10 protein-coding genes and 1 other annotated feature are annotated in these 13,815 nt (G+C 36.1%); of the genes, 1 reads left to right on the plus strand and 9 read right to left on the minus strand.

The genetic code is table 11. From position 1 onward, the window contains the following. Window positions 1-83 precede the first annotated feature (83 nt). The 9 genes from MT489_RS04010 to aroC all read right to left on the minus strand — a co-directional run bounded on the left by MT489_RS04010 (window position 84) and on the right by aroC (window position 11,904). Complete coding sequence (locus MT489_RS04010; RefSeq protein WP_244680632.1) at window positions 84-995, minus strand: 5'-3' exonuclease; 912 nt, start codon at window positions 993-995, stop codon at window positions 84-86. Between the two features lie 38 nt (window positions 996-1,033). After that, window positions 1,034-1,864 (minus strand): sulfurtransferase, encoded by an 831-nt coding sequence (locus MT489_RS04015; RefSeq protein ID WP_244680200.1) that lies wholly within the window; start codon window positions 1,862-1,864, stop codon window positions 1,034-1,036. Between the two features lie 2 nt (window positions 1,865-1,866). Beyond that, complete coding sequence (locus tag MT489_RS04020) at window positions 1,867-5,463, minus strand: dynamin family protein (RefSeq protein WP_244680201.1); 3,597 nt, start codon at window positions 5,461-5,463, stop codon at window positions 1,867-1,869. A gap of 125 nt (window positions 5,464-5,588) precedes the next feature. Beyond that, the gene (locus MT489_RS04025; RefSeq protein WP_244680202.1) at window positions 5,589-6,113 is read right to left on the minus strand and encodes an isoprenylcysteine carboxyl methyltransferase family protein; all 525 of its coding nucleotides are present in this window, start codon (window positions 6,111-6,113) and stop codon (window positions 5,589-5,591) included. Continuing rightward, window positions 6,113-7,195: a type III polyketide synthase gene (locus MT489_RS04030; RefSeq protein WP_244680203.1), complete on the minus strand. Its 1,083-nt coding sequence runs from the start codon at window positions 7,193-7,195 to the stop codon at window positions 6,113-6,115. The genes MT489_RS04025 and MT489_RS04030 overlap by 1 nt, the downstream gene beginning before the upstream one ends. A 35-nt stretch (window positions 7,196-7,230) precedes the next feature. After that, complete coding sequence (aroA, locus tag MT489_RS04035) at window positions 7,231-8,496, minus strand: 3-phosphoshikimate 1-carboxyvinyltransferase (protein WP_280518477.1); 1,266 nt, start codon at window positions 8,494-8,496, stop codon at window positions 7,231-7,233. A 12-nt stretch (window positions 8,497-8,508) separates the two neighbouring features. Continuing rightward, window positions 8,509-9,615 carry a prephenate dehydrogenase gene (locus tag MT489_RS04040; protein WP_244680204.1) on the minus strand — a complete coding sequence of 369 codons (1,107 nt, stop codon included), beginning with the start codon at window positions 9,613-9,615 and terminating at the stop codon, window positions 8,509-8,511. 18 nt (window positions 9,616-9,633) lie between these two features. Next, a complete protein-coding gene (gene hisC / locus MT489_RS04045; protein ID WP_244680205.1) occupies window positions 9,634-10,716 on the minus strand; it encodes a histidinol-phosphate transaminase in 1,083 nt (360 codons plus the stop codon). Between the two features lie 15 nt (window positions 10,717-10,731). Beyond that, window positions 10,732-11,904 (minus strand): chorismate synthase, encoded by a 1,173-nt coding sequence (gene aroC, locus MT489_RS04050; RefSeq protein ID WP_244680206.1) that lies wholly within the window; start codon window positions 11,902-11,904, stop codon window positions 10,732-10,734. 240 nt (window positions 11,905-12,144) lie between these two features. Then, window positions 12,145-12,375 (minus strand) — a binding site (T-box leader). A gap of 366 nt (window positions 12,376-12,741) precedes the next feature. On the opposite strand from aroC, the gene MT489_RS04055 reads away from it, so the two are divergent. Next, complete coding sequence (locus MT489_RS04055; protein WP_244680634.1) at window positions 12,742-13,812, plus strand: bifunctional 3-deoxy-7-phosphoheptulonate synthase/chorismate mutase; 1,071 nt, start codon at window positions 12,742-12,744, stop codon at window positions 13,810-13,812. The last annotated feature ends 3 nt before the right edge of the window (window positions 13,813-13,815 follow it).

Consider the following 13,815-nt stretch of genomic DNA (forward strand, 5'->3'; position numbering starts at 1 on the left):
CTAAGTCCGAGCCGTCATGTCGCAGTGTCCGCACTAATAAAATTTGTAGTGTTATTTTTACCGGACTTTTTGAACATCCCCTTTTATAACCTGCTTGCGAATATATCTTTTTCTTCAAACCACTTTGTTTTCAATAAATGATTACGTACTGTCTTTAATTCGAATTCGTCACAAATGTCCATTGACGTAGATTGCGAAATACTCCATGCAGTATCATTAAAATCTATCGAAATTGGAACATTACATTCTATGGATGCCAATTGACGAGATAAATGCAACATTTCTATATCGTTATTAATTTTTTTCTGCAATGAAGGTGAAAGTGTTTGAATATTCGCAAGTAATCCTTCTATATCTTTATGATCTTGAATAAGTTTAAAAGCTGTTTTTTCTCCAATTCCTTTTACACCTGGATAACCATCGCTAGTATCCCCCATTAACGCCTTAACATCAATTAACTGTTTCGGATGTAATTTAAACTCTTCAAAATAACTAGACTTCGTATGATGCTGATAATTCCCAATTCCCTTTTGCATAATCAAGACAGAAATACGGTCATCTATGATTTGTAGTAAGTCTCGATCCCCCGTTAAAACAGTTATTTTTGCTTGCTCTTTATATTGATTGCTTATTGTACCAATACAATCATCAGCCTCATATCCAGCTAGTCCAATACTCATGATTCCAAATGAATCAGTAACTGTTTTTGCAAGATCAAACTGCGGAATCATTTCGACAGGAGGGGCTTGCCGGTTTGCCTTATACCCATCATACATTTCATTGCGAAACGTCTTACTCCCCATATCCCAGCATACGGCAACATGAGTCGGATCGAACTTTTCTACAGCTGTAAGCAAATGTTTTATATATCCCTGAACTCCATTTGTTGGGACACCTTTACTGTTAAACATGAAATTATTTCGTAGAGCCGTTGCATAAAACGAGCGGAACAATAGAGCCATGCCGTCTATTAATAATAAGTGTGGATTTGAAATTGTAAACACCTCTTATTCAAAATTATAATACCATTATATCAAACTTTAGGATTTTCGCCTGTTTCCACCGGATTTTCATCATACGAGACCCAGTCGGAATAACTGCCGGCATATAGTTTTACGTTTTTAAATCCACATGCTTTTAATGCTAAGATATTAGGTGTAGCTGTCACGCCGGATCCGCAATAAACTATGATATCTTCTTCCTTGTCTAAATTAGAAAATCGTTCTTTTTGCGATTCAATATCTTTCCAAGTACCGTTTTTGAATCCTTCTGTCCATACAATATTAATTGCTCCTGGAATATGGCCAGCTCTCTTATCAAGTGGCTCTACGAGTCCTAAATAGCGCTCTTTTGCTCTTGAATCAATTAATATTCCATTGTGGTTTTTAACTTGTTCAAATGAAGCAAGCATTTCATCTATAATAGAAGGCACAAACTCAACATAGTCATAAGTAGGAATTTCAACTGTTACTACATGCCCCGCTTCCTTCCATGCCTTATATCCTTCATTTAAAATATAAACATTTCCATGTCCTAAGTAAGAAAGTAGCCACCAAAAACGGCCAGCATAAGAACCTTCGCCATCATCATAGGCAATAACAGTTGTTTCTTGTGTAATCCCTACTTTACTTAATTTTTCGGTAAAAACATCAACCTCCGGCAAAGGATGACGTCCCCCATGTACTGAAACAGGAGACGATAAATCCTCTTCCAAATCGAAAAAAACAGCTCCTGGAATATGGCCTTCTAGATAAGCATTTTTACCGTATTCAGGGTCTGAAAGAGCAAATCTACAATCTACTACCTTGATGTTTTCATCTTTTAATTGTTCATGCAACCAAGAAACAGATTTAATAAATCTCATGTTCATCCCTCCAAACTGGACCGAATTCTTTTCCATCCAGCTAATTTTTCATGATCAGATAGTGCTTCTAGCCATCCCTCAAACTGATCGTTAACGTCTGAAGATACATGATTAATCAGTTTACTGAACTCCTTATCAATTAAAGTGTGATAATAATTTTCTAGTTCCACAAGCTGAATCTGTATATATTCATCTGTAAGAGGAGAGAGGAGATTTTCTAAAGCCTCTTCCATTTTCTTCTTTTCGTTTTGTTCAAAAAAGGACTTCGGATTTCTAAAGAATTTAAAGCTTCCTTCCAATGAGCTTCTGTCAATATTCTTAAATGCCGATTCAAACTCAGGTGTTTCGATAGGGCTGACTTCCCAACCAGAAACAGTCAATTCTTTCTTGATAACTTGAATTTCTTTTTCCAAATTTCCTATCCGGTTTAACATCACCTTTTGTATATATCGTTCAAGCCTTAATGATGTAGCCCTTAATTCTTGGGCAAAATCATATCCTGTAGACTGCAATAATTCCTCCAGACATTTTGCTAGCAACTTGCGACTGTTATTTTGGAGCACAGCTGGGTTAAAGGACTCTTTGAAAAAGTCTGGAAAACGGTAAAATACTCTTTGCTTTACGTAAAATAATAATTCTTTCGCTTCTTGTGACAATTGTTTCTTTAGTAAGCTTGGTTCCGATTCTTGAAGTAAAATCGCTATTTCAGCTTTTGCAGTTTGCAATTCCTCTATCCTTTTATTTTTAACCACTTCATCTTCACTTGCTGCATGTATCAATTGATCAAGCATGAAAATGATGCGATGATAATCTGATTCTGCAGATTGAATCGCTAATTGAGATAAATCATTATTTAAAAAGTGATTAAATTCTCGAGTAAATGAATCAATTTTTGATTCATTTCTGTTACTTAATGCAAGTTTACTAGAAATGCCAAAGATTTTAGGAAAACGAATTCCGTTTGTGACCAGTTCTTGATGAACATAATCTAGTACATCTTTTAATTCTTCATCAGAACTTGCTAGGTCAATAGCATTTACAATAAAGAACATTTTATCTAATTCAAAAGCATCTTTTACCCTTCCTAATTGAATGAGGAATTCACGATCCGCTTTTGAAAAAGCATGATTGTAGTACGTGACAAAAAGAATCGCATCTGCATTTTTAATATAATCAAATGCAACGCCTGTATGTCGAGCATTAATTGAATCAGCTCCCGGTGTATCAACAAGTGTAATCCCTTGTTTTGTAAACTCACAATCATAATAAAGGTCAATCGATTCGACAAAGCAAGACTGTGTCTCCTGACCAACAAAACGATGGAATTCTTCTAAATCAGTTGTTAATACCGTTCCTAATTGATGTTGATGATTTTTAAAACCATTATGGAATGCGTTTAAAAAGGATAGATGTATTTTTTCTTTTCCACTATAATCTAAATCTCTTAGGATACTAGGAATTTTTGAGTACGCATCAGCCAATGATGTACAATGAATTTCAAATAATGATAATGAATGGGCAATATCGGCAAGCATTTGCTCTTCCGTTTTAAAATGAACATCTGCGGTACCATGTTTATGTTCGTTTGTCGCAGGACAAATCCGATTGATCGCAGCTGTCGTTGGGTTGGGAGATACTGGTAAAACCTTCTCTCCTAATAGTGCATTGGCAAATGACGATTTTCCAGCACTGAAAGCACCAAAAAGGGCAATTGTATACTCACGATTTTGTAGTCGGGCAAGCTTTTCCTTTAATTGAGAGGTAATTCTTTTAAAACTTGCTTCATTCTCAAGGCATACAATCGCCTTATCAATTTTTGAAATGACATTTTGAATATCTATTTCATCCTTATTTACAACGGGAGTATTAGTTATTACATCTGAAACTATATTTTCCTCGTTTTGATGAATGCTTTCACCTGTAAAAATCCGAATATCTTCTTGTTCCGTTTTCCAATTTACTAGTAGTGTTTGGAGTAGTGAATGCTCCTTTCCAGTTGGGACAGAACATTGATTAATTTTTTCTTCAAGATCACGTTCTAATTGGCGTAATGAATGTAAAGCCGAAGTAGTAATACCCATTTTGTTTAACTTTGTTTCAATCTCAGTTAAATGTATATTTATATTTGTTTTAAAGGCAGCGAAAAGGGATTTTTGAAAGTTTTCTGTTGCTTCTCTCGCCTTTTTCTTAATTAAGCTAGAAACATCTTCACAATATTGCAATATATATTCTCCTGTTAATCCTGCACCTTTTTTAATAGCATCAATAAATAATGACTTTTCAAAATTAACAGTTAGATTTTGAGCTTCAACTTGAAGATCCTCCTGTAAAACACCAGAATCAGATAGCTTTTTGGCTGCCCATTCTCTTAAGTGCCAATCAATTTGAGACTCTACTTGCTTTTTAACACTCTCTGCAAAGAGTTCTAATGATGCTTCTCTTTCCAATTCAGTCTTTTTCTTACTGAAAAAGAGTCCTGCTTTAAAGTTAGGTTGGTGAGTCTTTAAAAATTGAGCTGCAAGTTCACGAGTTTCATACGGCATTAGGTATGCATTCTGAAGCAAGCTCTCTCGTTCTGAAATAAAATCCTTTTCCCATTTTCCCACTGCGGCTAATAGAATTTCTTTTTGCGATAAAAGCTGTTTTTCTTCATCAAATACTTTTTCTAATTCTTCTTTATTCATATCTGCTAATAATTGCTCTAATGGTTCAGCAGCAGCTTTTCTTTCATCGGACAACCAATTTGTGTGTTCCTTCATCAATTGATTGGTCGCTTTCTCTATCGTTGTTTCAAGCCACTCTTCTTGATTGGAGAAACAATCATCAATTAACAATTTTACAGTTTCATATTCATTCTCGTGATAGTCTGCTTTTTTCAGTGATGTAAAAAAAACACCAGAAGGCTCTACATTCCATGCTGCAAAAGAATCGATGACCGTTTGTTTATATTGTTGGAATGAGAGCTCAGTATCATTATGTTTATCAATTTGATTAATGATTAAATATAATTTAACTCCGTGATCTAATAAATTTCGTGTATAAGTGAAGTTCAACTCAGATTGAACATGGTTATAGTCCATCACGTAAAAAACAACATCTGCTAGATGCAAAGAAGATTCAGTAGAAAGCCGATGGGCATCGTCAGTAGAATCGACCCCCGGAGTATCCATCACTGTCACACCGTACGGAAGGTTCGAATCTTTCCTTCCAATTTCGATTTCTGTTACATCTCCGTTTTTGCAAAATTCCTTAACTGTCGCAAAATCGTAAGGTGCATTAAATAATAAAGGCTTTTCAGAACGATAAAATACTTTTGCATAGTCTTCTTTTGCATGATGAATTTTAACTAGATTAGCACTTGTAGGGATTGGACTAGATGGGAGGATATTTTCTCCAACTAGGGAATTAATCATTGTTGATTTACCAGCCGAAAAATGACCACTAAATGCTACAATGAATTCACGATCCACGAGTTTTTTTATTAGCTTTTGAGCTTTATCAGCACTTTTTTGATCCCCGTGCTCCTGAAAGCGTTCCATTAAAATAAGTATCCTATTTAACTGTGCTTCAACCACAGATGATTGCAAGACTTTTGACATGTGTAACAACAAACCCCTCATTATAATCATTACATCCTATTTTACATGAGAATATAGGATTTTCATATAGTATTCAAAAACACTAAAAAAGTCCAGTTCCTAATAATATTGGAACTAGACAAATTTTAATCAAATCTTTCAGTGTAATCCGTATTTTCACTCAATGCCTTTTCTTCAATTGGTATTCTCACTTTAAGAATAATCTGATTCAAAATTAAAAACAAAGTAGCAGTTATGTACAAATTAAAAATCATTGGAATAACAAATAATTCTATTGTCACGATGATATAATTTGGATGCTTTACATATTTGAATGGACCCTTTTTTACTACTTTAATTCCTGGAAGTACAATTATTTTAGTATTCCAGTACTTTCCAAGCGAAGTGATAACCCATATACGCGCGATCTGTGCAACTATAAAAATTAAAAGAAATACTGGCCAAAACGCATTTAATGCATGATTACGGAAAAAATACTCCATAATTAAAGATATGAAAAATCCTGCATGCATAAGGACCATGAAAAAATAGTGATTTTGACCATATTCTTTCGCCCCGTGTTGTAACATCCACTCTTCATTTCTTTTTGCGATTCTTAGTTCTATTAGCCTTTGCGCAATCACAATTAACAATAATATAAGGAAAAACATCATTCCCACCTGACTAGCAGCAATTCAGAACTAAAGCCCGGCCCTAGTGCTGCAATGACTCCATAGTCGCCACGATTAATCTCCTGCTGCAAAAAACGTTCTAGAACAAATAATACAGTCACAGATGACATATTTCCATATTCCCGTAAAACATCAAGTGAGTTTGACGTTCTCTCCCTTGGCAAACCTAATGCTTCCTCATAGGCATTTAATACTTTTTTCCCACCAGGATGCGCAATAAAATGCTTTATATGAGGAATCGTTATTTGATTATGTACAAGCAATTTCTCTACTTCCGGTTTTAGCCACTCTTTTACAATGGATGGAATGTCTTTAGAAAATACAACATACAAACCATTATCTTTTATATTCCACCCCATTATGTCCAATGAATCATTCATTAATGTTGATTGTGTATCTATTATAGAAGGAATATTTTTTTCTATGATCTCAGAAAAGTTTATTTCATCTCCACCAATAAGCACCGCTGCTGCTCCATCTGCAAAAAGAGAAGTCCCGATTATGTTACTTTTACTTAAATCATCTTTTTGAAAAGTAAGACTACATAACTCTACTGCTACAACTAAAACTTTTGAATCAGGAAATCCACGGCAATATTCATATGCCCTTGAAAGCCCAGCAGCGCCACCTGCACAGCCAAGTCCCCAAATCGGAATTCTTTTTGTATTTTGGGAAAATGGCAATCTGTTCATAATTCGTGCTTCCAAACTTGGTGTTGCCATTCCAGTTGTATTAATCATAATAATTGCTTCTATTTCGTCATAAGAAATTGATCTTTGTAAAGTTGGTGATTTTAGGCAATTTTTTATTGCATTTATGCTTAAATCTACAGCTAAATCAATAAATTCATCGTTTTTATCCGAGAATGAGTGGTTCTGTCGGTACCATTCTATATTTTTTACAAAATGGCGTTTTTCAATTTCCCCGTTATGAAAGACTTTAAGTAGGCGATCAATATCCTTCACTGAATCGGAGAAAAGTTGTTTTGCGAATTCCATTGTCTCATCTTGAGAAATAGCATGTTCTGGGACTGCTGTTCCAACAGAAATAATTCGCGGCACACCGACATCTCCCTTCCTTTAAAAAAAATGAAAATTTATTGTTTTAGCTCTTCTAATTGCTCGAAAAATCCAGGATACGAAATGGTAATAGCCTCGGTATTTTGAATATGTGTTTCGCCCGACGCCAAGCAGCTTGCAATTGCGAGCATCATCCCGATTCGATGGTCTCCATGGCTGCTAACTTGAGCTCCATGCAAGTTAGATTTTCCATAGATTTTCATTCCATCTTCCGTTGCTTCTATATTGGCTCCAAGTTTCTTTAATTCATCTACAACGGTATCTATTCGATTTGTTTCTTTTACTTTTAATTCAGCTGCATCTTTAATAACCGTTATACCTTCAGCCTGTGTGGCAGCGAGAGCCAGGATTGGAATCTCATCAATCAGCCTAGGAATAATATCCCCGCTTATTTCGACGCTTTTCAAATTAGAATAGCGAACTGTAATATCTGCATAAGGCTCCATCACTTGGTCATTTACATTATGAATGGTGATATCTGCACCCATATTGGTTAGTATATCCAAAATTCCAGTTCTAGTAGGATTAATTCCGACATTTTTGATAATGATTTCACTACCTGGAATAATGGACCCTGCTACAAGAAAGAATGCAGCAGAAGAAATATCTCCAGGAACATTAATAGAAGATCCCTTTAGTGTCTGTTTTCCTCTGACAGTTTTTTTCAAACCTTTCGTTTCAACAGAACCACCAAATTCTTGGAGCATTCGCTCTGTATGATCACGAGAATTCTCGGGTTCTAAAACAGATGTTTCTCCATCAGCAAATATTCCTGCTAGAAGAATAGCTGATTTTACTTGTGCACTTGCTACAGGTGAATTGTAATTAATTCCTTTTAGTCCGCCGCCACGGACTGCTAACGGTGTGAATTTGCCCTCTGCACGACCGTCAATTTTAGCGCCCATTTCTTTCAATGGTATCGTTACCCTTCCCATAGGTCTTTTGGCAATCGACTCATCACCTATTACTGTAGTATGGAACGGAAGACTGGATAAAATACCTAACATAAGTCTAATAGTCGTACCAGAATTCCCAACATCTAAAAATTGACTAGGCTCCTTTAATCCTTCTAACCCTTTACCTTCAATCTCTACATGTTCTCCATCTAAATGGATCTCAACACCAAGTTTTCTAAAACAATCTATAGTACTTAGACAATCATCTCCAGTTAAAAGCCCATCAATCACAGTCTTTCCGTGAGCAATAGAACCTAGCATAACGGCACGATGTGAAATCGATTTATCTCCTGGTACTTTCATTTCCCCTTTTAGTCGTACGGTCAATTTCTCCACTCCTCACATACTGATATACGTCTCATACCCTCTGTTTTCTAAACAAACTTTTGCTCTCTCAAGATCCTTTTCGGTTTGAAAACTAATTCTAAGAACTCCGTAAACATCCTCGCGTGCTTCAATAATCCTAATATTTGTAATGCTGATATTTTCTTGGGCAAGAAGTGTTGTGATATCTGAGATAACCCCTGGTTTATCGAGTATATCTACATATAAATCATAGAATGCAGTAATGGCTCCTTTTGCTCGGACAGGTAATGAATCACGATATTTTTTTGCACCATCAAAATAATGATACAGCTCTTCATTGTCTCCCTCTTCAACCAATTGTCTTACTTCATTCATTTCTGACATCCATTGATCTAATAAAGAGAGCAGAATAGGTTGATTATGTTTGACAATATCCCTCCACATTTCCGGACTCGAAGAAGCGATTCTGGTTATATCTCTAAATCCACCTGCAGCAAGATATTTAACATGTTCGTTTTGGGAAGCATGATTTTCCACTTGGCGCACCAAACTAGCTGCAACGATATGTGGAAAATGACTAACAACACCCGTTACTAAATCATGTTCTTTTGGATCCATTATTATAAAGTTAGCATTTGTCCCTTTTAACCATTTTTTCAAAATATCGATTTTACCATTTGTGGCATTTTGGGATGGGGTTAACACATAGAATGCATTTTCAAATAAATGTGCTCTAGCACTGCCAGGTCCCACTTTATGTGATCCAGCCATCGGATGCCCGCCAATAAATGGAATACCATTATTAAAGTACTCTTCAGCTTTTTCCATAATTTTAGCTTTAGTACTGCCTACGTCTGTAATAATAACATCTTCTTTTAATGGTAGAACGGAGAGTTTTTCTAGAATCTGCTCTGCTTTATCTACTGGACAAGCCAAAATAATTAGATCAGCTTTAGATGCTTCCTCCTCGAGTTTCTCCGTAAAGTCATCAATAATATTTAATTTTTTTGCTAATTGGCAATTATCTAATTTGACATCAAAGCCAACAATATGGACATGATGTTCCTTTTTTATTGCCAGGGCGACCGATCCACCGATCAGCCCAACCCCTACCAATAATACTCGTTTCAAATCATCCATTTTTACACAGCCTATTCTTTACGAAAGTTTAACACTCGCAATTTCCGCGATGATTTTCATCAATTCTTCATTTTCCTCTTCTTTCCCTATCGTGATACGTACGCCATTGGGAAATGCACGAACAATCCAGCCTTTTTCCAATAATCGTTGAAATATTTCATTACTAGAAAGTCCGGAAATATTAATAAAAACAAAATTTCCTTGAGATGGATAATAAGAAATTTGATGTTCATCAAAAAATTGATAATATTTTACTAGTTCTTTTGCGTTTACAGCGACAGTATTTTCAACGAAATCTTTGTCATCCAATGCAGCAATGGCAGCTGTTTGTGCCAGTGCCGAAGTATTAAATGGGAGTCTTGCCACTTCTAATTGTTTAATAAGTGAAGGTGCTCCAATTCCATACCCAATCCTAAAACCTGCAAGACCGAATGCTTTTGAAAATGTTCTCATGATTAAAAGATTTTCATATTTGTTTAACAATGGAATGGTGTTAGGATAGTCATCATTCGTTGCATATTCGAAGTATGCTTCGTCTAAAACAACAAGAACATGATTCGGAACTTTGCTTAAAAATCCCTCTAACTCTAATTGATTAACATAAGTACCTGTTGGATTATTCGGATTACATATCCATACAATTTTCGTACGATCGTCTATTTGGTTTGCCATTTCTTCCAAATCGTGACGGCCATCCTTTAAAGGGACTTCCCTTAATTCAGCATTTTCAATAATTGCATGATGGCGATATTGCGGGAAAGTTTCCTTAGCCATTACGGTATTTGTTTCAGGCGATAACAAAGCCCTAATTAAATATTGAATTAATTCATCAAGACCACTGGAAAAAATGAGCTGGTCCCCATCCACTCCGAGGTATTCAGCGACTTTTTCTCTTAACTCTGTCGCCGCTCCATCCGGGTAAATCGCAAAGCTAGGAATTTTTGTCGTAATTGATTGGAGTACATTTGGTGAACATCCGTATGGATTTTCATTAGAAGCAAGCTTTACAATTTTGTCTAAGTTGTACTCCCTTTTTACTTCGTCAGTCGTTTTCCCAGGAATGTAAGGTTTTAATGTTAATAATTGTTCTTTAACCTTCATGGCGTACCCATCCTTTTAAAAATTTTTGGAGTATTCTTTATGTCTTTCAATATTATCTTTAATGGCAGATATTCGATCTTGCCCAAATTCTTCTAATAACGCCACTGCAAGTTCCCAAGCAACGACAGATTCAGCAACTACACTTGCTGCAGGAACAGCACAACTGTCGGAACGTTCGATACTCGCTTTAAAAGGCTCTTTCGTATCAATATCGACACTTTCTAATGGTTTATACAGAGTAGGAATCGGCTTCATTACCCCTCTTATAACAATCGGCATTCCGGTTGTCATTCCACCTTCAAACCCACCAGCATTATTCGTCCTTCTTGTATATCCATTTTCCTTATCCCATTGGATTTCATCATGGACTTGGCTTCCTGGACGATGGGCTGCTTCAAAACCAATTCCAATTTCTACACCTTTAAAAGCATTGATACTCATTACAGCCGCTGCAAGTTTTGCTTCAAGCTTACGGTCATATTGTACATAACTTCCTACTCCAATCGGCATTCCCTCAACGATGACTTCAACAATACCTCCGATTGAATCTCCGTTTTTCTTTGCGTCATCGATGGCTTGCATCATTTTTTCTCCAGCATCAGGATCAAGGCATCGAACTGATGATTCTTCAGTAATTTTCTGTAATTCTTCTATTGAGTTATAGTTAACTTTTTGAGCCCTCACTCCACCGATTTCGATGACATGCCCACCAACTTTAACGCCAAGTTCAGAAAGAATTGTTTTAGCAACAGCACCAGCTGCAACACGAACTGTTGTTTCTCTAGCAGATGAACGTTCTAGTACATTCCGCATATCACGGTGGCCGTATTTTATTGCTCCATTTAAATCTGCATGTCCTGGTCTTGGTCGAGTAATTTTTCTTTTTACTTCTTCCTGCTCTTCTGCACTAATTGGAGCAGCTCCCATTATTTTTTGCCAATGTTTAAAATCATTGTTTTGTACAACCAATGCGATAGGGGCACCGATTGTAACACCATGACGAACACCACTTAAAATTTGAACTTGATCCTTCTCAATTTGCATTCTTCGGCCACGGCCATGTCCTTTTTGTCTTCTATGCAATTCATGGTTAATCATTTCCGCTGTTAATTCAAGTCCTGCTGGCACACCTTCTAAAATTGTAGTTAGCTGCGGGCCATGCGACTCCCCTGCTGTTAAATATCTCATCTTTTTTTCCTCCCATTTATATGATAATGACTCTGTTAAAAATTATTGGTGAATTTTTTTTCTACATTGATTGTCTCTGAAAAAGCGAGACTCCTGCGGGGTAAGCGGGTCAATCAAGACCTCTCATGCATTTTATAGGCAATGGTTGCTCTTTAACCCAAAGCGGAAAGCGACCGCCTTAAGCAAATCAACATACAAATAATACAGAGCCAAAAAATACAAAAAAGCCCCTGCAAAAAATGCAGGGACGTTTTAATCGCGGTACCACCCTAATTGCGGATTTAAATCCGCCACTCTTGTTTGATAACGGTTAATACCGTCTTTTTTTACTAATCTGGAAAGGAACCCAAATATTCAAAAAAGAAGCTCAAGGGAGTAATTCATCTTCATGATTGTACTGATTCGCACCAACCATCAGTTCTCTGACGCTACAAATTCATAAACACTACTATGCCCTGTCTTAGCTTTTGATTCATATTATATAAATTCAATTTTTATCATATCCATGGATTCTTGTAAAGTAATATTTTGTTTTTTTCAAAAATAAAATATCACATTAACATTTTCCTATTTAAAACATAAAGTGTAATATATCAATTGTATGCTAATATTAATTAAATGTGACGATGAAACGAAAAGTTTTGCAAAATTAATAAAAAGTGCAAAAACTTTTCTTTAGCCTATTGACAATTATTAGGTTAGCGTCTATCGTATTGAGTTATCAACCAAAATATTTTCATACACGCTTTACAGCGTTGAAGTCTTAAAGTAAGATGATATTACCATCTAACTGGACAGAAAAAACATAAGGAGGGCTTATCGTTGTCAGAACTAGAAATGTTACGTTCGAAAATTGAAAAAACAACCTTGCAAATTTTAGAATTATTAAATGAGCGAGGCAAGATTGCACAAGATATCGGTAAATTAAAAGAAATGCAGGGCGTAAAGCGTTACGATCCAGTACAGGAGCGTAAATTGTTTGATCTCATCGCTGAGCATAACGAAGGCCCATTCGAAACTTCAACTGTTCAGCATATATTCAAACAAATTTTTAAAGCTAGCCTTGAACTACAAGAAGATGATAATCGCAAAGCACTGCTTGTTTCAAGAAAGAAAAAGCCTGAAAATACGGTTGTTTCAGTGTTAGGTGAAGAAATCGGAAATGGCACTCAACATTTTATTATGGGGCCATGTGCTGTAGAAAGCTATGATCAAGTAAAACTTGTTGCCCAAGCAATGAAACAACAAGGCTTGAAATTAATGCGCGGTGGTGCATATAAGCCAAGAACATCTCCATACGATTTCCAAGGTCTTGGATTAGAAGGCTTAAAAATTTTGAGACAGGTTGCGGATGAAGAAGGAATGGCTATCATTAGTGAAATCCTAAATCCAAATGATATGGAGACAGCTTTAGATTACGTAGATGTAATTCAAATTGGCGCCCGCAACATGCAAAACTTTGAACTTTTGAAAGTTGCAGGATCTGTAAGAAAGCCTATTTTATTGAAACGTGGCTTATCCGCAACAATTGAAGAATTTATGTATGCCGCTGAATACATTCTTGCTCAAGGCAACGACCAAATTATTCTTTGTGAGCGCGGTATTAGAACATATGAAAAAGCTACACGAAATACACTAGATATATCTGCTGTTCCAATTTTGAAGAAAGAAACTCACTTGCCAGTAGTTGTTGACGTAACTCACTCTACTGGACGTAAAGACTTACTTCTCCCTACTGCTAAAGCAGCGTTGGCGATTGGGGCAGATGCTGTAATGGCAGAAGTTCATCCAGATCCAGCAGTTGCTCTTTCAGATTCAGCGCAACAAATGAATATTCCAGAATTCAATAAATTTATGGAAGAAGCAAGAGCATTTGCTAATCTTGTACAAAAAACACCAGTTAGCTAATAA

The organism is Lederbergia wuyishanensis (genome assembly GCF_022900255.1).
GTDB lineage: Bacteria > Bacillota > Bacilli > Bacillales > Bacillaceae_C > Lederbergia > Lederbergia wuyishanensis.